Origin of the sequence: Myxococcus sp. AB036A (genome assembly GCF_006547355.1) — a bacterium.
GTDB classification, from domain to species: domain Bacteria; phylum Myxococcota; class Myxococcia; order Myxococcales; family Myxococcaceae; genus Myxococcus; species Myxococcus virescens.
The window spans coordinates 1-22559 of the sequence record NZ_VHLC01000061.1 but is presented as its reverse complement, the minus strand read 5'-3'; the positions used below and the strand labels follow the sequence as shown (position 1 = coordinate 22559).

Genomic DNA, 22559 nt, shown 5'->3' with positions numbered 1-22559 from the left:
AGCATGACCCTTCGGGCGTCTGTCGGCCAGGGTGTAGCGGAAGGTATCTGCCGGGCCCGGCGGACGGACGAGGAGGGGCCTGGGCGGGGCTTCGCCTCTTCATCCATCGGATGTCATGCAGGGAAGGGGCGCGGTGGGGCAATCCTCCCATGGAGGCGCTCGGCCTACGTTGCCCTCCACGAGTCCGGGGCTCTGCGGGGGGACCATGAACAGTCAGCGGATGCGCATGGCGAGTGGAATGGAAGGTCAGGAGACCCATGCCCCACCCCACGAGGGCAGGCATGCGCACGGCAATGACGTCACGTCGAGCCGGACGGTGCGGCGGGTGCTGATGACGGCCGACGCCGTGGGCGACGTCTGGACGTACGCGCTGGAGCTGACCCGGGCGCTCGCGCCGCACGGGGTGGAGGTGACGCTGGCGACCATGGGGGCGCCGCTCACCAGCGCGCAGTGGGCGGAGGCGCGGGGCATTCCCAATCTCACCGTGGAGGAGGGGCGCTTCCGGTTGGAGTGGATGGAGGACCCGTGGGACGACGTGCGCGCGGCGGGTGACTGGCTGCTCGCGCTGGAGCGCCGCGTGCGTCCGGACGTGGTGCACCTCAATGGCTACGTGCACGGGGCGCTGCCGTGGCTGCACCGGCCCCTGGTGGTGGGGCACGCCTGCCGCCTGTCGTGGTGGCGGGCGGTGAAGGGTGAGGACGCGCCCGCGAACCATGCGCGCTATCGCGAGGCCGTCACCGCGGGCCTCGGCGCCGCGGGCCGGGTGGTGACGCCGAGCCGGGACCTGCTCGAGTCCCTCCAGATGCACTATGGCCCGCTGCCCGCCGCGGAGGTCATCCCCCATGGGCGGCGCTCGGACCGGGTGCCGCCTCGCTCGGAGCGGGAGCCCTTCATCCTCGGCGTGGGCAGTCCGTGGGACGCCGCGAAGAATGTCGCCGTGCTGGACGCCGCCGCGCCCCGCCTGGGTTGGCCGGTACGGCTCGCGGGAGACGCGCGCCATCCCTCCGAGCGGAAGGCGGAGCCGCGCCACCTCCAGTGGATGGGGCACCTGGAGCCGCATGTCCTGGCGGAGTGGATGTCGCGCGCATCCATCTATGTGCTGCCGGCCCGCTACGCGCCCTTTGGCCTCACCGCGCTGGAGGCGGCCCTGTCCGGCTGCGCGCTGGTGCTGGGCGACATTCCGGCGCTGCGCGAGGTGTGGGGAGATGGAGCCGCGTGCTTCGTGCCCCCGGACGACGTGGATGCCCTGGTGGAGACGCTGGAGCGGCTGCGCGAGGACACCGGGCTGCGCACCCGGCTGGCCTTGCGCGCGCGGGCGTGGGCGCTGACGTACACGCCCCGGCGGATGGCCAGCCGCTACCTCTCCGCCTACGCCAGCCTCGTGGGCACGCAGGGGGTGCTGTCTCCAGCGGGCACCCCCACGCACTGAGCGGGTGGGGCGTCAGCTCGCCTCGGTGGGGCTGACCGGGTAGTTGCCCGACGCGTGGGCCTGGGCATGTTTCGAGAAGAGGAACCTGCGCACCGCGGCGCGGGTGAGCAGCCCGCAGGTGGGGCTGCCCACCGGGACGCTGACGGGCAGGGCATCCACGTCCTCGTGGTCCATGACGTGGAGGGCATGGGACAGGTTCGCGTCGGGGGAGAGCGCGGGCAGCTTGCGCGCCAGGTCACTGGCCACCAGCAGCGGGTACACGGATTCATCGCGCCACACTTCGCGCAGTTGCTCCACCTGCACGGTGCCGTAGATGCGGCCCACGGTGTCCAGGACGGGCAGGGTGCCCGCCTCGGAGGTGAGCAGCAGGTCCGTCAGCGCCCGCAGCGGCGTGCCCGCGGGCACGGGTGTCAGGTGGGTCATCAGCGAGCGGACGGGGGTGGCCTCCAGCAGGTCCGTGTCGCTCTGGACCTTCGGCGTCTTCCGCTCGGTGAGGTAGTGACAGAGCGCCGAGGCGATGGTGCACGTCACCATCAGCGGCAGGATGATGTCGTGGTTCCCGCTCAGCTCGTACAGCATCATCATTCCCGTGAGCGGCCCGCGGGTGAGCGCCGCCACCGCGCCGCCCATGCCCACCAGGGCATACGCGCCACTGGGGCCGGTGCTCTCCGGGAAGAAGTAGTGCACCAGGGTGCCGAAGGCGCCGCCCGCCATGGCGCCAATGAGCGCCGCCGGGAAGAACGTCCCGCCAGAGCCACCCGAGCCGATGGTGAGGGCCGTGGCCACCAGCTTCAGCAGACACGCGGTGATGAGGAACAGGAAGGGCAGCCGTCCCAGCGCGGCCAGGTTGATGTAGTCGTGCCCGCTGCCCCAGACAGTGGGGCTGGCGAAGGCCAGGATGCCGGCGCACAGACCGCCCAGCCCCGCGCGCAGGGGCAGCGGCTTGCTGCCCAGCCACGGGGACAGCCGGTCCTTCACATGGCCATGGAAGTAGTGCTCCACGCCGTGCAGCAACTGCACGAAGGTGAAGGCGAGCAGCCCACAGGCGATGCCCAGGCCCGCGTAGGCCAGCACCTCGCCGCCACTGACCAGCTCGTAGGGAACGTGCCGGAGCATGGCGGACTCACCCATGACGCCCTGGCTCACCAGGGTGCCGGCCACGCTGGCCAGGATGATGGGGGAGAAGACGCGCAGCTCGAACTCGCGAAGGATGATTTCCATCGCGAACACGGCGCCGGCGATGGGGGCGTTGAAGGACGCGGAGATGCCCGCGCCCGCGCCGCACGCCAGGAGGATGGACAGCTCCTTGCGGCTGAAGCCCAGGACCCGGCCCACGGTGGAAGCGAACGCCGCGCCGCCGTAGACAATGGGCCCCTCGCGGCCCGCCGAGCCGCCGCTGCCAATGGTGATGGCGGACGCCACCAGCTTCAGCAGGCCCCGGTCCGCCGGCAGGGCGTTGGCGCCACTCTTCACCGCCCGCACCACCTCGGGGACGCCGTGGCCATGCGTCTCCGGCTTGTCCCGCAGCAGCCGGCCCACCACCACGCCGCCCAGCGTGGGCGCCAGCAGCATCAGCCACCACGGAAGGTGGGGCAGCGCCTCGGGCAGGTTGTGGCTGTGGCCGAACACGCTATTGAGCGCGGACAGCGCCACCAGCGGGTAGTAGAGCGACAGCCCGCCCAGGGCCAGCAGGGCCAGCAGGCGCAGCCGGCGCTTCACCTCGTCACGGGGCCCGCCAGGCTCGATGATGCGCGCCAGCAGCAGCGCGCCGGATGCCAGGGGCACGCCGATGAAGGCGTACTCCGGATGCCAGCGGGCCGCGGCGAACGCCTCCATGAGCGACTGGAACTGGTCCTGGCGAAGCGTGTGCTTCAGCGAGGCTGCCCCGAAGGTGAGCCCGCTCACCAACCCGATGAGGTTGGAGAAGATGCCGGCCGCCAGCCCGCTGTACAGACCGACCACCGCGCCCGCTACCGGTAGGACGGAGGGGCCGGGCAGCCGCAGGCGGTTGGACGCTCTCAGCGCGGCGTGGACGAAGCGGCCCATCGCCGCGCGCAGTTGTGCCCAGAGGGCGCGCTGGGCCGCCGCGCTTGATGCGGGTACATCCCCTGCATTCATTGCAGGTCCCACTAACAGTGGGTCAGGCGCCACTCAAGGTTCGTGACGCGGACGTGTGCAGGGCGGCCAGCCGTCGGGTCGCGCCCATGACAGGCGCGTCACGGTTTCGCTTCAGCTTCGAACGGCTACCGCCGCTTGAGCATGGCGGAGGGGGGCGGCGCGGAGGTGGGCAGGTGGTCCGCAGCGGTCGTCAGGGCCTCTCGCACCTTGTCGCCCGCGGCCTTCGCGGCATCACTGGCGGCCCGGGCCGCATCCCCCGCGGCCTTCGTGGCCACGAACTGGGCCCGCGCGCCCGAAGCACCCCAGAAGCGGGTGGGGGCCGCCAGCGCCGCGCGCTCCTCGTCGGTGTACTTCTGGAACGCGAACTTCGTGGCCTCGGAGGGAAGCCGCAGCCCCTCCACCACCTTGAACCAGGAGAGCACCTTCAGCGAGTAGTAGCTGAGGTCCACCTCCCACCAGAACCAGCCCTGGTTGGCGGTGTTCTGATGGAAGTGGTGGTTGTTGTGCCAACCCTCGCCCAGGGTGACGAGCGCCAGCAGCCAGTTGTTCCGGCTGGTGTCCGTCGTCTTGTAGCGGCGCTTGCCGAAGATGTGGCTGAGCGAGTTGATGGTGAAGGTGCCGTGCCACAGCAGGGTGGTGCTGACGAAGAAGCCCCACACCAGCATGGAGAAGCCGCCGATGAAGTAGAGCGCCACGGCCAGCAGGACGGGCGGCACCAGGTGGAAGCGGTTGAGCCACACCAGCTCCGGGAAGCGGGCGAAGTCCTTGATGCCCTCCATGCGGGTGTCGTTGTACTTGTCGGAGAGAATCCACCCCGCGTGGCTCCACCAGAAGCCCTTCTGCAGGGGCGAGTGGATGTCCTCCGCCTGGTCCGAATAGCGGTGGTGGTGGCGGTGGTGCGCCGCCCACCACAGCACGCCCTTCTGCGCGGACATGCTGCCCACGAAGGCGAGGATGAACTGGAAGACGCGTCCCGTCTTGAAGGCCCGGTGGGAGAAGTACCGGTGGAAGCCCGCGGTGATGCCCCACATGCGCACGACGTAGAGGCCGACGCACACGGCCACGTCCACCGGCTTCGCGCCGACGGCGAAGACGAACAGGCACATCAGGTGGACCGCGAAGAAGGGGATGGAGGAGAGCCAGTTGAGGCGCTCATCCGCCGCGGGCAGGGCTGGGGACGGTGTCTGCAAGGGAGCCTCGTGCGCTGGGTGGGCCGAGCTGGAACGTGCTCAGCCTCACCCCGCATCAACACCCCCGCCTGTCATCCCTCTGTCAGGAGGCGGCGGATTGCCGCAGCTCCGTCAACCACTCCTCGAATGCGGGGTACCCATGGAGCGGCGCCAGGTCCTCGTCCGAGGCGGCATAGGCCCCATCGGTGAAGCCCAGCTCCGTGGCGCGGCGCAGCAGCCGCATCGCGTCAGGCACGTTGCGCGCGCGGGCATGGGCGCAGGCCGCGTCATAGGCCAGCGTGGCGCTGGGCGCGTGATGCAGCGCCGCCTCGCCCACGGCCGCGGCTTCCGAGTACGCGCCCCGGATGAAGAGCACCCGCTCCGCGCAGGAGAACGCGGCCTCCGGGTCCAGGCCCGGGAGCTTCAGGGCCTCCGACTCGCGGCCCATGCGGATGAGCGTGCCGGCGTACTCGTGCATCACGGTCCGGTCCGACGAGGACTGCCAGGCCTGCTTCCACCACTCCACCGCGCGGGCGTCATCGCCCACCAGGGAGAAGGACGCCGCGACCGCGTGCGGCTCCACGGGCAGGCCCTGCACCTGCGAGAAGTGGTCCAGCGCCTGGCGGCCCTGGCCCTCCTTCAGGGCAATCCAGCCCATCAGGTGGTGGGCATGGCTGGCCACTCGCGGCGTCAGGCCCTCGTTGGCCTCCAGCACGGACGCGCCCAGCCGCCGCGCCTCGTCCATGCGGCCCGCGTCGAGCGCGGCCCGGGCCTCGCGCAGCTTCTCCGCCAGCGGCCCTTCCAGTGGGACGCTCTGCGCCTGTCCGTTGCGCAGCGCCTCCGCCACCACGCGGAAGGACTGCATGCCGTACATGGCGAAGATGAGGGTGAGCAGGAGCCAACCCGACCGCAGGCCGTACACCACGGCCCCCACGCACACCAGCAGCGCCAGCCCCTGCGCCAGCACGAAGCCGCGCCGTGGACCGAACACCCGCGTGGCCAGGGTGGTGGTGATGCGCCCCCCATCCAGCGGGAGCACGGGCAGCATGTTCAGGAACGCCCAGAAGAAGTTGGCGATCATGAAGGTGAGCAGGAAGAAGTCGAGCGCGGGCGAGCGGCCCTCGAGCAGGAGGTAGCCCACCCCGCTCGTCACCCCCAGCATCAGCCCGAAGAAGGGGCCGGCCGCGGTGATGAGCAGGTCCCGCTTCCACGGGAGGGGGCCAGGCGCGTCGGTGGGGAGCGTGTGGCCACCCATCCAGACGAGCGCGATGCTTGGCCGGTAGCCGAACAGGCGGCTGGCCAGCGCATGCCCCATCTCATGGATGAGCACGGACACGAAGACGATGAGCATCCACGACAGGATGTAGACCACCATCGCGCTGGCGTGGCCCAGGGGGGGGGCTCCATCCACCTGGCGGAACGGCCAGCCGTTCTGGGCCGCGGGGACGGAGCTCCAGGCCAGCATGCCGGACACCAGCAGGTGGCTGGGGTGGACTTCGACGGGAATGCTCCCGAGGCGAAAGCGGAACATGGGGACGGACCTTAACCGTTAGGACCTCCGGGCGCAGGCACTTGCTCACCGTCTCCGCCATGTCCCGGGCAAATCCGCTAGGTTCCCCGCCCTTCATGCCGCAGCTTGGTCCTTACACCCTGCCGAATCCGTACATCCTGGCCCCCATGGCCGGGGTGAGCGAGATGCCCTTCCGTGTGCTCGCCTTCCGTCTGGGCGCGGCGCTCTGTCCCACCGAGCTCGTCAGCTCGCAGGGGCTGATGCGCGCCAACCAGCGGACGTTGAAGTACCTGCGCTACGACGCCGAGGTGGAGCGGCCCTACTCGCTCCAAATCTACGGTGGCGAGCCGGACGCCATGGCTCGGGCCGCGGTGGTGGGGCGCGAGGCGGGCGCGCAAATCATCGACATCAACATGGGCTGCCCGGTGAAGAAGGTGGTGAAGAACGGGGCGGGCAGCGGCCTGCTCTGTGACGTGCCCCGCGCGGCGGACATCGTCCGGCGCATCCGCGAGGCCACCGGCCTGCCCGTCACCTGCAAGATTCGCTCGGGCTGGGACGCCCGCAGCCTGAACTATCTTCAGGTGGCTGGCGCGCTCCAGGAGGCGGGCTGCGCGGGGCTGGCCATCCACCCCCGCACGCGCGAGCAGGGCTATTCGGGGCAGGCGGACTGGAGCGTCATCGCCGACCTCAAGCGCCACTTCCCGGAGCTGCCCATCATCGGCAACGGGGACGTGAAGACGCCCGCGGACGCGGTGCGCATGCTGGAGACCACCGGCTGTGACTTCGTGATGATTGGCCGCGCCGCGCTGGGCAACCCGTGGATCTTCCGCGAGCTGCTCGGAGGCCCGCCCGCCACGCCGCGCGAGCGCTGCGAGCTGGTGCTGGAGCACTTCCGGGCGCACCTGGACTTCATGGGGGACCCGCTGGGCGCCGTGCGCTCCTTCCGCAAGCAGTTGGCGTGGTACGCCCACGGCCTGTACGGCGCCGCGGCCTTCCGTGCGGAGGTGAACGGCCTGGACCTGCCGTCAGCGGTGGAGGACTGCGTGCGCCGCTTCTTCGCCGCGGCCCAGGTGGACCTGGCGGGCCCCGGTGAGGAGCAGGACGTGGACTACCGGGCGGCCCTGGGCTGAGGGCACGGCGCTTCTCTATATATAAGGAGGGAGCGCGTGCCCTTCGTGGGCGGCGCGCCGCTCAATTGCCCGAGGGGCGGACGGCGTCTGGCGGTACCAGCTTCCGTCCGGTGGCCACGGCGCGGAAGTAGTCACACGCGGGCGTGGGGCTGCGGCGGAGCGTGTCGAAGTCGACGTGGTAGAGGCCGAAGCGCGGGCCCCAGCCCTCCAGCCACTCGAAGTTGTCGAGCAGGCTCCAATAGAGGTAGCCGCGCACGTCCACGCCCTGCGCGCGCGCGGCCAGCACCTGGGCCAGGTGGGAATGGAGGTAGTGGGGGCGGCGGGCGCCGGCGCGGTCATCGATGCCGTTCTCCGTAATCCACACCGGCTTCCCGTAGCGCTTCACGTCGCGCAGCGTCTGGAGGAAGCCCTCCGGCCAGTCCTCCCAGCCGATGTCGGTGAGGCCCCGGCCATGGACGTCCCGGTACTTGAACTCGATGAAGGGCGGGCGCGGCACGAAGCGCAGGTGCGCGCGGGTGTAGTAGTTCACCCCGATGAACTCCACGGAGTCGCGCGCGCCAGGGATGTCCACGCGCGTGGAGGCCACGCCCGGCATGGTGACGCGCAGCTTGCCGGTGGCCAGCGCCTCGTGGAACGCATGGTTGTAGGCCTGGGCCCCGAGCCTCACCAGCGCGCGGTCCAGCGGGTGCCACCAGCGGTCCGGCGCGAAGGCGAGCATGTTCTGGGAGATGCCCAGCTCCACGCGGCCCAGCCGGGACAACAGCTCCTCCCGGGCGGCCACGTGCGAGCGCACCAGGTTCTCCATGGCCCGCATGGTGGTGGGGCCATCCGCGAGGCCCGGAGGAATGGCGCCCTGCAGATACCCCCCCAACAGCAGCACCATGGGCTCGTTGAAGGAGATGACCAGCGCGTCCAGCCCCTCCAGCAGCGCCGCGCACCGCTTCGCGTACCGCCGGAAGACGTCCACGCTGGCCGGCTGGTGCCACGGCGTCTCCCGGTGGAACCAGGTGGGGTGCGTGAAGTGGTGGAGCGTCACCACCGGCCGCAGGCCATGGGCCTTCATCTTCAGGAGCCGCTCCCGGTAGGCCTCCAGCGCCGCCTCGTCGAAGCGCCCGCGCTCCGGCTCGATGCGCGCCCACTCCAGGGAGATGCGGAACGCGGTGGCGCCCACCGCCCGGGCCAGGGCGTAGTCCTCCTCGTAGCGGTTCCAGTGGTCCACCGCGGGGCCGCAGCGAGCGTCCGGCTCCTTCAGCTTCCCGGCGCGTTCCCACTCGGCCCAGTCGTTCTCGATGCCGCCCTCCACCTGGTACGCGGCGGTCGCGACGCCGAAGGTGAAGTCCGCGGGGAAGGTCTGCTCGGTGGCGCTCATGTGGTGGTGAACCGTAGACGCCGCACCCCACGACGAAAAGCGCCGCGTCGCTCGCGCGCATGCGCCGCGGCATGCGCCGACGTCGTGCTCGAAAGTGGCCGAAACGTGTCCGGAGCCGGAAACTCGGCCTCGCGCGCGACACCTCGGATGCGCTCGCGAGTGTCCGCGAGGTGGCGTTCGGCACCTCCGGACGCGCTCGATGCCGAAAAATCGGCCTCGCACGCGATGCAATACATCACCATGCGTTGACACACTGGCATGTCGCCCGTACCATTCACTTCAAGCACTCACTCCCATCAAGAAGAGTGCAGGGCCTCGGTTGACCTGGGGCCAACCACTGAACTGGAGGATTCTGATGGCCGCTAAGAAGAAGACCGCTGCGAAGTCCGCGACCAAGAAGGCTGCCAAGACCGCGAAGGCCACGAAGGCGGCGAAGTCGGCGAAGAAGACGACCGCTCGCAAGACGGCTGGCAAGACCGCGACCAAGAAGGCGGCCGCCAAGAAGACCACCCGCAAGGCGGCCAAGAAGGCCCCGGCTCGCAAGCGCACCACCAAGGCCAAGACGGTGGCGGCCCCGGTTACGCCGGAGTCCTGAGCAGTCCCGTCGTCATGAGCGGACGGTAGTTGACGTCCGGTGAACGGCTCGGCGAAACCCGCCGGGCCGTTTTCATTTTCAGGACCCGGAGTGCCCCATGTCGCTGCGTCCCGTGGAGCTGGAGCAGGTGGTGGCGGAGCTGGCGGAGCGCCTCACTGGCGCGGTGGCGCAGAAGGCCTGGTGTCCCCTTCCCAGGCTCGCCTACGTGGAGCTTCGCGTCCCGGGCAAATCCATCCTGTTGTGCCTGTGCGCGGAAGGCGACCTGGCCCGGGTATCCGTGGCGGATGATCGCTTCCCCACGCCGGGCGAGCCCGCCCCCTTCCAGCGGTGGCTGCGTCAGGAGCTGACAGGCTTCAAGCTCCTGGGCGCCCGCTTCATGGAAGCCGAGCGCGTGGTGGCCTTCGACTTCGAGCGCGAGGACGTGCGCCGGCGCCTCCTCCTGGAGGTGGGCGCGCCCGGTGGTCTGCTGCTGCTCAGCGACACTGGCCGCGTGCTGATGCTCTCCGGTGAGGGCTTCGCGCAGCGCCGGGGCCTGCATCCGGGCGCGGCGTGGACGCCGCCGGAGCCGCCGCCGCCCGAGGCCCGCGAGAAGGCTCGGAGCCAACCCTCGCGGCTCGCTCCCCAGGACTCGGATGCGCTGCCGTATTCCCAGGCCGCGGAGCGGCTGCTCGGAGCGCGCGACAAGGCCAGCCGCTCGGAGACCATCCGCCGCCGGTTGGCGCAGCCGTACCGCGCGCGCCTCAAGCGCGCCTCCCGCACGTTGGAGAAGGTGCGCGCCGAGGCGGCCCGCGGCCCGGACGCGGAGAAGCACCGCGAGGTGGGCGAGCTGCTGGCGCAGAACCTCTACCGCCTCAAGCGGGGCGCCACCGAGGCGGTGCTCACCGCCTATACAGAGGAGGGCGCGAAGGAGGTCCGGGTGACGTTGGACCCGAAGCGCACCCCGAAGGAGGAGGCGGACTGGCACTTCCACCAGTACCGGCGGCTGCTGCGGGGCGTGGAGCAGGCGCGTCACCGCGAGGCGGAGCTGGCGCGCGAGGTGGCGCACGCGCAGCAGGCGCTCACGCAGATTGAGCGGATGGAGGACGCTGCGCTGCTGTCGCAGGCGGAGGTGCTGCAGCTCCCCAGTGGGGGCGAGGGCGCGCGGGAGGGCCGGCCCTTCAAGGAGTACGTGGGCCATGGCGGGGCGCGCATCTGGGTGGGGCGCGGCTCGGAGGACAACGACGCGCTCACCTTCAAGGTGGCCAGGCCCTGGCATCTGTGGCTCCACGCGCGCGGTGTCCCGGGCAGCCACGTGGTGCTGCCGCTGGAGAAGGGGCAGGAGGTGGCGCAGGAGGTGTTACTGGATGCGGCGCACCTGGCGCTGCACCACTCCGGGGCCAAGGGCGAGCCGCGCGGTGAGGTGAGCTACGTGCCCGCGAAGTTCGTGCGCAAGGTGAAGGGCGGCGCGCCGGGGCAGGTGACCTTCACGCGCGAGAAGACCTTCGTGGTGCGCATGGAGACCGAGCGCCTGGAGCGGCTCCTCAAGTCCCGGCACGCGGAGCCGCCCGCACCGTGAGGGCGCGTCGTACGCTCGCCTGCCTTTCCCTCCTGTTAGTGGACGCTGCGTGCGAGCGCGGTTGACGGGCTGACGGTGAGGAGGCGGGCAGGGGACCGCCGCCCTTGAGTCCCCGGAAGTGCGGGGTACGATGCGCAGCCGCGTGTCCCCCGAGCAATTTCGCCAGACGTCGCTCTTCCCTCGAGGTCTCTCTGCCGCCAGCCGCGCGACGGAGGGAACGGCCGCACTCCGGCCCGAGGAGGGACCTGCCGCGCCCGTGGCGCCCTCGCCGCGGCCCGTCGCGCCGCCCGTGCCCATGCCGCAGCGCAACCTCCTGCCCGACGAGGCACCCCGCATCGCCACGCGTCCGCCCACGCGGGAGGAGCTGTGGTCCCGGGCTGAATCGCTGGCCTGGCGGCTGAGCGCCGAGCTGGGCATGCCGGTGCGCCTGTCGGTGACGGACAACCGCTCCACCATGGTGTCCTTCCGCCGGGGCTCCGCGGTGCTGGCGCTGCGGCTGCACCACATGTTCCTGGACGCGCCGGAGCCGGTGGTGCGCGCGGTGGCGGACTACGCGGGCCGGGGACACCGCACCGCGGGCGCCATCCTGGACGAGTACATCCGCGGTCAGCAGCCGCGCATCCGCCAGATGCGCCGCGAATCCGACGCGGACCTCAACCCGCGCGGGCGCTGTTTCGACCTCCAGGCGCTTTACGACGCCACCAACCGAGATTTTTTCCAGGGCCTCATCCAGGCCCGGATTGGCTGGGGGCGCATGCCTCCGCGCCGCCGTCGCAAGTCCATCCGCCTGGGCGTCTACGACCACCAGACGCGTGAGATTCGCATCCACCCGGCGCTGGACACCCCCGAGGTGCCTTCCTTCTTCGTGGAGTTCATCATCTTCCACGAGATGCTCCACCAGCTCTTCCCGAGCACGGGCCGGGGTGGCCGCCGCGTGCATCACCCGCGTGCCTTCCGCGAACGCGAGCGAACATTCCCGCATTACGCCGCCGCACTGCGTTGGGAGCGGGAGAACCTGGGCGTGCTGTTGCGCGGCTGAGCGCCGCGTCGTTCGCTGGCTCATTTACCGTTTTACCGAGCGAAGCGGCCCATGCAGCGTGCTTGACGCTGCCGTGAGGGAAACCCATCCTCACGAGCTCTATGCGAAGAGCGAAGATTGTCTGCACCCTCGGTCCCGCCAGCCAGAGCCAGGAGATGCTCGAAGCGCTCCTGGAGAACGGCATGGACGTGGCTCGCCTGAACTTCTCCCACGGCAGCCACGAGCAGCACGCGGAGAACATCGCGAAGCTGCGCGCCGCGTCGCTGAAGGTTCGCAAGGCGGTGGGCATCCTCGGCGACCTGCAAGGCCCGAAGATTCGCACCGGCCGTTTCGTGAAGGGCAGCACCGAGTTGAAGGAAGGCGGCACCTTCCACATCACCACGGACGAAACGGTTCCGGGCACGGACGAAATCGTGTCCACGACGTACCCGTTCCTGGCCGCGGACGTGAATCCGGGGGACCGCATCCTTCTGGATGACGGCCTGCTGGAGCTGAAGGTCCTGGAGACGGACAAGCAGAAGCTCATCCGCACGGAGGTCATCCACGGCGGCACGCTGAAGAACAACAAAGGCATCAACCTGCCCGGCGTGGCGGTGCGAGCGGAGGCGCTGACGCCGAAGGACCGTGAGGACCTGGTGTTCGGCATCAAGGCCGGCGTGGACTACATCGCGCTGTCCTTCGTGCGCCAGCCGTCCGACCTGGACACCGCGCGCCAGGCCATGGCCGAGGTGGGCCGCACGGTGCCCATCATCGCCAAGCTGGAGAAGCCGGAGGCCATTGCCCGGCTGGACGCCATCCTGGACAAGACGGACGGCGTGATGGTGGCGCGCGGCGACCTGGGCGTGGAGATTCCCCCCGAGGAAGTGCCGGCCGTCCAGAAGGACATCATCCGGCGCTCCAACCTGCGCGGCCTGCCCGTCATCGTGGCCACGCAGATGCTGAACTCCATGATTGATAACCCGCGCCCCACGCGCGCCGAGGCCAGCGACGTGGCCAACGCCGTGTTCGACGGCGCGGACGCGGTGATGCTGTCGGGCGAGACGGCCAGCGGCAAGTTCCCCATCGAGTCCGTGCAGATGATGGAGCGCATCATCCTGGCGGCCGAGTCCTCCGCGCGCACGACGCAGTCGCTGATGCGCGTGCTGGAGACGCCGCTGGGGCTGCCCAACCACTTCCCGGACGTCATCGCGCGCGTGGCCTGCGAGGCGGCCAAGGCGAGCAACGCCTCGCTCATCGCGGCCTTCACGCTGTCGGGTGTGACGGCACGCCTGCTGTCGCACTACCGGCCCACGGTGCCGATTGTCGCCTTCAGCCCCAACCAGGAAGTGCGCCGCCGGCTGTCGCTGCTGTGGGGCGTGGTGCCGCGCGTGCTGGAGCCCACCCAGGACACGGAGGCCATGGTGAAGCGCGTGGAGGAAGAGCTCCTGGCGCGAGGCCTGGGCCGCAAGGGCGACCGCATCGTCATCGTGTTCGGCGCGCCGGTGGGGCAGCCGGGCAAGATCAACAGCCTGCGCCTGCACACCATCCAGGGCTGAGCGGCTACTTGATTCCCTGGAGGACCTTCCGGGGGATGTCGGCCTCGATGAAGACGGCATAGAGCGCCGGGTCCAACTGCCCGGCGTCGGACTCGCGCCGGAGGATGTCGAGCGCGAGCGTGTGCGGCACGGCCTTCTTGTAGGGCCGGTCGCTGGCGGTGAGCGCGTCGTAGATGTCGCAGATGGACATCATCCGTGACTGGACGGGGATGTCCTTCTCCGCGCGGGGGTAGCCGGTGCCATCCAGCTTCTCGTGGTGGGCGTAGGCAATCTCCGGCACCCGGCGCAGCGTGCGCGTCCACGGAATCTGGGACAGGAAGCGGTAGGTGTGTTCGACGTGGCTCTCGATTTCGCGGCGCTCCTCGGGAGAGAGCGTGCCGCGTGCGATGGAGAGCGACTGGATTTCCCCCGGCAGCAGCAGCGGCTGGGCCTTGTCGTGGGCATCCAGGAAGCGCAGCGCGCCCAGCTCGTGGAGCCGCTCGAAGTTGCCCTGCGCGAGCACGGTGGGGCGGTTGCAGGAGAGGATGAACTCCAGCACCTCGTCCAGCTGCCACGACTCGCGGGCGAGCCGCTCCTCTTCCTCGGCCTCGATTTCCGCCAGGTTCGCCTGGCCGCGAATCTTCACCGCCTCCAGGCGGCGGCGGTAGCTCTGGAGCTGCAAGTCCTTCCGGGCGAGCTGGAAGCGGGCGCGCAGGCCTTCGAGCTCATGGGGGTAGAGCTTCTCCGCCTTCACCAGCACGGGCTCACGCACGCCCACCTTGCCGAAGTCGTGCAGCAGTGAGGCGTAGCGCAGCTCCTGAATCTCCCCGGCGGAGAAGCGCGTGTGGGCGTAGGGGCCGGTGGACAGGTGCTCGAGCGCCTGGGCCATGGCCACGGTGAGGTCGGCCACGCGGCCGGAGTGGCCGGCGGTGGTCGGGTCTCTGGATTCGATGGCGACGACGGAGGCGGAGACGAAGCCCTCGAAGAGGCGGTTGATGTCCTCGTGGAGGAGGGCGTTCTCGATGGCGCCCGCGGCCTGGGCGCCCAGGGCGAGCAGCAGCTCCTCGTCCTCGGCGTTGAAGCTGGCGCCGTCCAGCTTGTTGAGGGCCTGGATGACGCCCGTCACCTCGCCGCCGGCGTCGCGCATGGGGACGCAGAGGATGGTCTTCGTCTGGTAGCCGCTGGAGACGTCGAACGAGCGGTTGAAGCGAGCGTCGGCGTAGGCGTCAGGGATGTTGATGACGGCGCCCGTCTGGGCCACCTGTCCGGCGACGCCGCTGCCCACCGGGAGGCGGATTTCGCTCTTGGAGCCCTGGGCCACCTTGCTCCACAGCTCGTTGCGCTCGCGGTCCAGGATGAAGAGCGAGCAGCGGTCCGCCTCCACCACCTTGGTGGCCTCGAAGAGGATGAGCGGCAGGAGCAGGTCGAGGTCGCGCTCGGCGCTCATCGCCTTCGCGACATCCAGGATGGACGTGAGCTTCGCCAGGCGGCGGTTCAGCTCGGGCTGTGGGGCGGGTTGAGCGAGCACCAGGCGGCTCCGTGAGAAGCGGCCAGCGGCCGCGAAGGGCTACAAAGTTCTAGCACGGGTAGACAGCACGCTGCCTCGGGGGACCCACCTGGCAGGTCCCTGGCTGTCTGGTGGACGTCGCCGCGTTGCGTTCGGCCTTAGCCAGCGCGCGGGTTGCGGTTATGAAGCGCGGCATGAGCCGACGCCCCGTTCGCATCTCTCCTTCGCTTTTGTCCTGTGACTTCGGCCGTTTGGCCGAAGAGGTCCGCGCCATCGAAGCCGCTGGTGCGGATTGGATTCACGTGGATGTCATGGATGGCCGCTTTGTGCCGAACATCACGATTGGCCCCGTGGTGGTGGAGGCCATCAATCGGGTGGCGACGAAGCCGTTGGACGTGCACCTGATGATTGTGGAGCCGGAGCGCTACGTGGAGGCCTTCGTGAAGGCGGGGGCGGACGTGCTGACGGTGCACGTGGAGGCCAGTCCGCACCTGCACCGGACGCTTCAGCAGATTCGCAATGCCGGGGCGAAGCCGGCGGTGGTGTTGAACCCGGGCACGCCGCTGTCGGCCATCGAGGAGGTGCTGGGCGACGTGGACATGGTGCTGCTGATGAGTGTGAACCCGGGCTTCGGTGGGCAGGGCTTCATCGAGTCCACGGTGGAGAAGGTGCGCCGGCTGCGCGGGATGTTGGATGCGCGCGGGCTGAAGGACGTGGACATCGAGGTGGACGGCGGCATCAACGCCACCACGGCGAAGCGGGTGGTGGAGGCCGGGGCCACGGTGCTGGTGGCGGGCAGCTACGTCTTCGGCGCGAAGGACTACGCGGAGGCCATCCGCTCGCTGCGCTCGTGAGGCGCGGCGGACTTCAGGTGCGAGGGCGCGCCACGGAGGAGGCGAGCCGGGCGACGCGGGTCATGAAGGTGGGGTCGAAGGGCTTCACCTCGTAGTCGTCGGCGCCGAGCTCGAAGCAGACGTGGCGGGTGAACTGGTCCTCGACGGCGCTGAGGATGATGACCTTGCAGTCACGGGTGTTGGGGTCCTGCTTGAGCTGGGCGAGCAAGTCCCGGCCGTCCTGGTGCTGGTTGATGTCCAGGATGATGACGGCCGGCCGGTGTTCGCGGGCGAGCTCCAGGACGCGCTCGGACGTGGTGTCCGAGATGCAGTTCAGCCCGGACCGTTTCCCCTCGCGGGCGAGGGCGGAGACGATGAGGGGCTCGTCATCGGAGATGAGGACGACGGGGGGCGGCGTCATGGCATCGCGGTGCAACAATGCAGGCTGCCTCGTGAGTGTAGCAGGGGGGGAAACTGTCCGGGAGTACAGGAAATTCGTGGTCTTGGGAAGCGGAGTCGGGGGCCACCCGGGCATCGCCCGGCTGCCCGCTCCCTCTGGGCGGGGAGGGGCGGAAGAAAAGGTGATCCGAGGACGTTGACTCGGCTGGGCGGCTCGGGTACTACCGCCCGCACTTCGCCGGTCCCGAGAAGGACCGTCCGGCGAGGCGACATATCGGGGAGTGGCTCAGCCTGGTAGAGCACTTGGTTCGGGACCAAGGGGTCGCAGGTTCAAATCCTGTCTCCCCGACCACGTCATGAAGCGGGCTGGAGATCGCAAGGTCTCCAGCCCGTTTCGTTTTGGGGTTTTTCGGTTTCGTGCCTTCCGGCATCTGGATGGCCGCTGACTTGGCCGCCGGGCTCAGGTGCATGAGTTTCGCCCGCTTCCGTGGCTCTCCCGCACTTTGTGTGGTGAGGCCACTCACGGTGAGCCTCAAGGTAGATGTCGCGTGAGAGGGGTCAGCCGATGCGCATCAACTCCTGCGCTGCTGGGGGGAGGTTCGAAGCGGGACCGAGACGGACGGAGCCCGCCGGAGTCCAGTCGCGAGTGTGGCGACTCCAGCGCTCGGGTGACGGGCTTTTGCACGCTGGTACACTTGGTGGCGTCGGGCCAGCAGCGCTGCTTCCCGGCCGAAGTGCCTGTCCTTGGGCGTGACGAAGCGGATGGCGGAGTGGCGGTGCTCGGTGTTGCACTAGGCCACGAAATGCCTCACCCAGGCGCTCGGGTCTTCAGCGGACGCGAAGGGGGGCTGCGGGAATGAGGGGCGGTACTTCAGCGTACGGAAAAGGGCCTCGGAAAAAGCGTTGTCGTCCGAGACACGGGGCCGGCTGAAGGAAGGCGTCACGCCCAGCCACTGCAGGGTGGCTCCCTGTATGGGGCCGCCATTGTCTGAATGCAGCACCAGCCCCTCGGGGCAGCCGGCCTGCTGCCAAATGCGGCGGATGAGGGCCGCGGCATTTTCGGACGGCTCCTCTTCGTGCACCTCGAAGCCCATGATGCGGCGGCTGAAGACGTCCACCATCAGGTACAGGTAGAGGAAGGCCCCCTTCACCGGGCCCTTCAGGTAGGTGATGTCTCAGCTCCAGACTTGGTTGGGGCCGGATAGCGGTGTGCTCGACGCGGGGCCTGGGCGTGGGCGCCTTGGTGCGGCCTCGGTGGGCCAATTGCCCATCTTCGCGCAGCACTCGGTAGAGACTCGCCTCGCTGGCGACGTACTCACCCAGGTCGGCTAGCCGGGGGACAATCTGCTTGGGCGAGGCGTCGCGAAACTCCTCGCTGTTGGCCACCGTGAGGGTGCGGCGCCGCTCCACCTCGGACAGCCGGTTGGCCGGCTAGGTATGCGGGCCGTACCTGCGGTCCTCGGCGGAATCGCTCCGAGCCGCTCGCAGCCGGCCTTCAGCCGGGCTCCCTTCTCCAGCGCTTCGTCGACAAGCGCGAGCGTCATTTCTCGCGCGTCCCGTCCGCTGCGTCGTCCTCGTCGCCCGAGTCCTTCTCGTCCCAACCCAGCGCCTGACGTTTTTTCGAGCACCAGCAGCGCTGCCGCCTCCGCCAGCGCCTTCTCCTTGCGGCGCAGCTCGCGCTCAAGCTCTTTCACCCGGTTTTCCGAGGCGGCCAGCCGTCGACCCTACCCCGCCGCCAGGGCTGCGGACGGCACCTCCTGCGCTCCCAAAGCCTCGTCCTCCATCCCGTGCGCCTCCGCCAACACGCGGAGCTTCTCCTCGGGCGTCCATTTCTTCGGGCTGGCGGACTTCCTCTCCTCGGGCGGGGGGATGGCCGCTACCCTATTCGCCTCCCGCAACCACTGCGACAGCGTCGACTGAGAGATGAGAGACTCCCTCCTAGCGGGCCAACGCCGCGGCACTCACCGCGCGGGGGCCCACCATCCGCTTCAGCATCTGCGCATTGAATGCATCCGTGACGGCACTGCTTCCTGCCTGCTCTCGCCACCAGGGGCTAATCAGCTCGGCCGGTCAGCCAGGGCCACAACTTCCCTGACATAGGAAGAGGGGAACGTTAGCCCCCCAGAGAGGTGTCTCCAGAAACCCTGGGGCGGAGGAGATCCCAGTTGCAGCCGGGGGCCCTATGCCCCCTGCGCGAGGTGATAGAGCCGAGAAAATCAGTCTAGCAGCGCCGTAACGATCTGCTGGACCGCGGTCGAGACCTCTTCGAGCCGTGCCGGGAGTTGCTGGGCGATAGCGGCGCCGAGGGGCGTCGCATGATGCTCGCCCCACATTTCGAAATGGGCCGCTACGCGATCCTTGTATCGGGGCTGCTTTACGCCAGTACCCCACTCCTGGTAGCAGCGGACCCATAGCAGGTCGTCGGCGAGCATCTGCTCCTTGGCGGCCTGCACGGCGGCGGTCGTGAAGCCTTGCACGAAGGCGTCAAGTTGGCGGCGCTGCTGTTCGATCTCAGCGTCGATGAGCTTCGCGCTGTCGCTGTCCTCAAACATGTCGCGCTGGCGCAGTTCCTCAGCCTTGACGTGCATGGTGGTGAAGAGCGGCTCGATACGACGCGTCAGCGCACGTGACGTTGCGAACTCAAGCAGAGCCCATGCGTTCTGGGTGCCGTCGCCTTTCCATTGGACGAGCGAGCGTAGCGACGAAGGGTGCAGTTGCTGACATTCATCGGCAAATGGCCGCAGGAGATTGGCTCCCAGTGCACGCAAATTGCCTCTCGATACTATGATGGCGGCCTGTACTGAGGCGCCCAACTCCTTCACGACCTGATTGTAGAGCGCCCGGCGCTTTGCATTTGCGAGTGTGCGAAAGAACTCGCGAGCTTGGGCCGCCGCATCCTCAAGCAATCGAGAGTGGGCCGCCGCTAGCCGTGCTAGCGACTCCTCCAAGAACACGTGCAGTTCTGGCGTGCCCCCATCGAGTATGTTCACGCACCGCACACGCTGGCGGGCGTCGTCCACCGTCCAGCGCACATCGGGCGCTGGCCAGCCGGGGCAGCCAATCTGAACGAGGTTCTCGGCGCAGCGGTCCTCCTTCGTCTCCCGCTCGGTCTCCTTGTCTTCGAAGTTACCCGCGCCGGCGCGGCCCGCATCGACGATGGCGACCACCGTGCGCTCAGCAAGCGTTTCGCCGAAGTAGCCGCGCTCCTCAACCATCTGTGTAAGCAGCTCAACGGCGGGCGCGGGCGGCTCGTTGAATGAGGAGGCGAGCACAAGCAGGGTCCATGGCTGCTTCAGCAACGCGCGCAGGTCGGCCCGATCCGCCAACGGGTACGCCCGCCGCGATCCCGGCGCAGCATCCTTATCGGTAGTGACCGCCGGCAGCCCCAGCGTGTCCACAAGGGGCACAGCATGCCCATTCCAGTGCAGCGCCTCGAACGGTCCCTGGATAACTACGCGGCGCGGGAAAGGCTGATCCGCGAGTTCCCCCTTGAAGAGGCTCAGCAGCATATGTCGCAACCAAGTGCGCGGCTCGCCGTCCGGTAGCCACTGGATGCGGCGCCGCTCGGGCAGTCGCGTACGTTGCAGCACGTAATCGACGAACGCCTCCTTGCTCTCAAAGTTGCGTGCCTCCTCGACGGCGTGGTGCACTGTGGTCGTCTTGCCCGAGCGGCCGCCGGTCAATTTTCCCGCGCCGCTCGCTACCTTTTCCTGCTTGAGCCCCGTGAGCCCCCACAGAACTCGCTCCAGATCGGGCTGTAGACGGGGCGGGCGAGCAGTCGGCGACGGCTCGCCCGAAGGATCGTCGGTCTCGTCAGTGCCGGAGGGGGAGGATGCTGGAGAAGATAGATCATGTGCCTTGTGCCAAGCCCACTCGGCGAATTGCTGCACGAGTCGCCCCGTATCCTCATCCCGCTCCGGTTCGACTTGCACCTCCCACTTACCCGGGCGCAACACGATCTCGCAAGGCGTGGTGCCACCGTTGCCCAGCGGCAACACTGCTTGCTTGTTGAGCTGCGTGGGCGAGGCGTCCGACGAAGGCAGCTCGCCGTCCAGCCACAGCCCTGACAGCCCGTTGATCAGCGTCGACTTGCCCACGCCCTTGTGGGCGACAAAGGCCACCTGCGGCGCAGGTTGTGCCAGCGTTTCCAGACGCCCGCGCAGCGCGACCTCAAGCTGGTGGGCGCGCTGCGCGAGTTCCGGGAATCGGTTGCCATCAGCCGAGGACTGATAGTCGCGCAGCATGTCGGCGAGGCGCTGGGGAGTATTCTCTGGGGCAGGACTGAACTGGGGGTGGGGCATGTCGGCTCCGGAGGAATGAGTGTTTGGGTAGAAGGGGTTGCTTATGCCTTGCGCTTGACGGTGAATCCCATAGGTGTGACGGATTCGGCGGATTCGGCGCTCGCCCAACGGAAGGGCAGATTGCTGCGACTGCGATCCATGGCGACGATGAACCTATGCATCGCCTCACCGCCAAAGTAGCGGAAGGCGCTCTCTCGAATCTGGAAGTGGCGCATCGGCTCAGAACATACGAAAGATAAAGGGATCTGCATATTGGAGCTTTCAGCAGGCCGAAGTGACGAGGTGGGCGCATGCGGAAGGAGGTACGAGATATGCTCGATAGGGCACGTGTCCTCCGCCACGCTGCAGCATCTGCCCAGATGCCAGCCGCCGCTCTTCAAGCTGCGCCACCATCAACTGCCTTTGGCCGCCATGCTATGGTGAGCCTTCTCCATGACGTATCCCTCTGGCCCCTTACCCAACTGCCCTGCAGGGGGAAGTCCAGTATATCTAAACCAACGCTCGTGATTCTCGATCGCGGTTGGTGAGCGGGCGGGCGCGCGGGGCGACAGGAAGAGGCAGGGGCACATCCCGTTCGGCTCTGTGTGCGCGGAATACCAGGAATCAGAAAGGCCCCGCCCAGGGACAAAGGTAGTCCCCGTCTTTCGGCTGCAGCGCCGCTCTCTCATCCGCTGGGGTGAAAGGAGCGGCTGCCCACTCACCCTGCGGCGGTGCATGGCGGTGGTGGGAGCCCCCTGGCTGGAATTGCTGCGCCAGCTTCTGGAACGAGGGCTGAGGGGCGTGCGTCTCGTCATCGCCGACGGGCACGCGGGCTTGGCCGCCGCGGCCTGGCAGGCCCTGCCCGAGGCGAAGCTGCAGCGCTGCACGGTGCACCTGACGCGCAACGTCCTCGCCAAGGCCCCCTGAAGACTGCGAGGACGGCTGGGCAAGGAGACGTCGGCCGTCTTCGAGGCGGCCTTTCTTCAAGACGCCAGGAAGCGACTGGAGGCCCTCCAGGAGGGGCTGGGGCGGCAGGTACCCGAAGCCATGGAGTGCCTGCGCGAGGGCTTCGCCGCCGCCACCTGCTTCTTCGCCTTCCCCAAGGCCCACTGGAAGCGCCTGCGCAGCACCAATGGCCTGGAGCGCCTCCATGGCGAGGTGAAGCGCCGCATCCGCTCCGTGGGGGCCTTCCCGGACCGCGCCAGCGCCCTGCGCCTCATCATCGCCGTCGCCCTCGAAGTCACCGGCATCTGGGATGACCGCCGCTACCTCGACATGCCCTTGCTGAATTCAACCCCTGACATCGCCGCTGATTGACCCCGCCAAGGAGCCTTCCTCCCCCGAACCCCCTCCCGACCAACTACACACGATTCGGGACTTGACCCTCAGCAGTACTGAGTCCCTTCATGGGCGGTCAGTCCAACATGCCCTTCAACTGCTTGGCGATTTCCTCAATCGTCTTCCTCGACGTATCCGCAGCTACCCTGTCCGCAAGCATTGGAGCTCTTGCGAGAAGCTCGTCGTATGTAAGATGGTGCCATATTGGCAGGATTTTCTTAACGCCACGGACTTCAATGGCATTAAGAGCGGCCAGTTCGAGTTGTGGCCATTCCTTGTCGAGAAATTTCTTACTAAGGATGACCACTCCGTAACGCGAAGCGGCGATTCCTTTGTTGATTTTCCTCATCAAGCTGTCGCCAAGCTGCAGGGAAAATTCGTCGTACCAGACTTCGCACCCCATCGCCGTAAGTGCTTCGTAGAGGGGGCGGGCAACTTCATCCTTATCCTCGCTGGCGTGGGAGATGAAGAAGTCATGCGGCTTCGTCTCTTCGGTTGATGCTGTCATCAGGGCTTGGCTGGGAGTCAGCAACTCACTCATTTGCCGCTGAAACTCGCGCTCCTTCTTAAGTTGCTCGTTGCGTTGGCGCTCCACCTGCGCTGCCATGCGCTTGCGCTCCTTCTCCCTGGTGGCGTTGAGCGCGGCCCTAGGGGCTGTCCCTGATCTCGTGTTCGAGAGCCGACCCGGCGTGCCGGCTATCTGGCACGTTGGGGCAGAGCCTCAATCGGAGTTGCTGCCTAGCGCTAGGCATGATCAACGCGGGCTGTGCGCCG

The 22559-nt window shown here is 68.5% G+C and carries 15 protein-coding genes, 1 tRNA gene and 2 pseudogenes; 9 read left to right on the top strand and 9 right to left on the bottom strand.

The window, feature by feature from the left end; translation table 11 throughout:
• Positions 1 to 220 precede the first annotated feature (220 nt).
• Positions 221 to 1429: a glycosyltransferase family 4 protein gene (locus FL344_RS23520; RefSeq protein WP_141620086.1), complete on the top strand. Its 1209-nt coding sequence runs from the start codon at positions 221 to 223 to the stop codon at positions 1427 to 1429.
• Between the two features lie 12 nt (positions 1430 to 1441).
• Here FL344_RS23520 and FL344_RS23515 read toward each other — a convergent pair whose 3' ends face one another.
• The 3 genes from FL344_RS23515 to FL344_RS23505 all read right to left on the bottom strand — a co-directional run bounded on the left by FL344_RS23515 (position 1442) and on the right by FL344_RS23505 (position 6247).
• On the bottom strand, positions 1442 to 3475 hold the full coding sequence (locus FL344_RS23515; RefSeq protein WP_141620085.1) for a chloride channel protein: 2034 nt from the start codon (positions 3473 to 3475) through the stop codon (positions 1442 to 1444).
• Between the two features lie 197 nt (positions 3476 to 3672).
• A complete protein-coding gene (locus FL344_RS23510; RefSeq protein WP_141592884.1) occupies positions 3673 to 4737 on the bottom strand; it encodes an acyl-CoA desaturase in 1065 nt (354 codons plus the stop codon).
• Positions 4738 to 4819: 82 nt separating this feature from the next.
• Positions 4820 to 6247 (bottom strand): M50 family metallopeptidase, encoded by a 1428-nt coding sequence (locus FL344_RS23505; protein WP_141592883.1) that lies wholly within the window; start codon positions 6245 to 6247, stop codon positions 4820 to 4822.
• 95 nt (positions 6248 to 6342) lie between these two features.
• Here FL344_RS23505 and dusB point away from each other — a divergent pair, with 95 nt between their 5' ends.
• A complete protein-coding gene (gene dusB, locus FL344_RS23500) occupies positions 6343 to 7356 on the top strand; it encodes a tRNA dihydrouridine synthase DusB (protein WP_141592882.1) in 1014 nt (337 codons plus the stop codon).
• 61 nt (positions 7357 to 7417) lie between these two features.
• On the opposite strand, the gene FL344_RS23495 is transcribed toward dusB, so the two are convergent.
• Positions 7418 to 8725: a glycoside hydrolase family 1 protein gene (locus FL344_RS23495; RefSeq protein WP_141620069.1), complete on the bottom strand. Its 1308-nt coding sequence runs from the start codon at positions 8723 to 8725 to the stop codon at positions 7418 to 7420.
• Between the two features lie 355 nt (positions 8726 to 9080).
• Between FL344_RS23495 and FL344_RS23490 the strand changes: the two genes are divergently transcribed.
• From FL344_RS23490 to pyk, 4 genes are all read left to right on the top strand, one after another.
• Entirely contained in the window at positions 9081 to 9320 is a 240-nt protein-coding gene (locus FL344_RS23490) for a hypothetical protein (protein WP_020478039.1), read from the top strand.
• Positions 9321 to 9417: 97 nt separating this feature from the next.
• On the top strand, positions 9418 to 10875 hold the full coding sequence (locus FL344_RS23485) for an NFACT RNA binding domain-containing protein (RefSeq protein ID WP_141620068.1): 1458 nt from the start codon (positions 9418 to 9420) through the stop codon (positions 10873 to 10875).
• A 118-nt stretch (positions 10876 to 10993) separates the two neighbouring features.
• Positions 10994 to 11914, top strand: coding sequence for a hypothetical protein (locus tag FL344_RS23480; RefSeq protein WP_141620067.1), 921 nt, complete (start codon positions 10994 to 10996; stop codon positions 11912 to 11914).
• A 101-nt stretch (positions 11915 to 12015) separates the two neighbouring features.
• The gene (gene pyk, locus FL344_RS23475) at positions 12016 to 13449 is read left to right on the top strand and encodes a pyruvate kinase (RefSeq protein ID WP_141620066.1); all 1434 of its coding nucleotides are present in this window, start codon (positions 12016 to 12018) and stop codon (positions 13447 to 13449) included.
• Positions 13450 to 13453: 4 nt separating this feature from the next.
• On the opposite strand, the gene FL344_RS23470 is transcribed toward pyk, so the two are convergent.
• Positions 13454 to 14956, bottom strand: a complete 1503-nt coding sequence (locus FL344_RS23470; RefSeq protein ID WP_141620065.1) for an HD family phosphohydrolase — start codon at positions 14954 to 14956, stop codon at positions 13454 to 13456.
• 173 nt (positions 14957 to 15129) lie between these two features.
• Between FL344_RS23470 and rpe the strand changes: the two genes are divergently transcribed.
• A complete protein-coding gene (gene rpe, locus FL344_RS23465; RefSeq protein ID WP_141620064.1) occupies positions 15130 to 15789 on the top strand; it encodes a ribulose-phosphate 3-epimerase in 660 nt (219 codons plus the stop codon).
• A gap of 13 nt (positions 15790 to 15802) precedes the next feature.
• Here rpe and FL344_RS23460 read toward each other — a convergent pair whose 3' ends face one another.
• Positions 15803 to 16189 (bottom strand): two-component system response regulator, encoded by a 387-nt coding sequence (locus tag FL344_RS23460; RefSeq protein ID WP_044276566.1) that lies wholly within the window; start codon positions 16187 to 16189, stop codon positions 15803 to 15805.
• 253 nt (positions 16190 to 16442) lie between these two features.
• Between FL344_RS23460 and FL344_RS23455 the strand changes: the two genes are divergently transcribed.
• Positions 16443 to 16519: transfer RNA gene (locus FL344_RS23455), tRNA-Pro, on the top strand.
• A gap of 206 nt (positions 16520 to 16725) precedes the next feature.
• Here FL344_RS23455 and FL344_RS23450 read toward each other — a convergent pair.
• Positions 16726 to 18162 (bottom strand): annotated as a pseudogene (locus FL344_RS23450) (transposase).
• A gap of 221 nt (positions 18163 to 18383) precedes the next feature.
• Positions 18384 to 20411: a hypothetical protein gene (locus FL344_RS23445; RefSeq protein WP_194863219.1), complete on the bottom strand. Its 2028-nt coding sequence runs from the start codon at positions 20409 to 20411 to the stop codon at positions 18384 to 18386.
• Positions 20412 to 21173: 762 nt separating this feature from the next.
• Between FL344_RS23445 and FL344_RS23435 the strand changes: the two are divergent.
• A pseudogene (locus FL344_RS23435) lies at positions 21174 to 21764 on the top strand (transposase); the annotation flags it as partial.
• A 97-nt stretch (positions 21765 to 21861) separates the two neighbouring features.
• Here the strand turns inward: FL344_RS23435 and FL344_RS23430 are convergent.
• Positions 21862 to 22392: a toll/interleukin-1 receptor domain-containing protein gene (locus FL344_RS23430; protein WP_141620061.1), complete on the bottom strand. Its 531-nt coding sequence runs from the start codon at positions 22390 to 22392 to the stop codon at positions 21862 to 21864.
• Positions 22393 to 22559 lie beyond the last annotated feature (167 nt).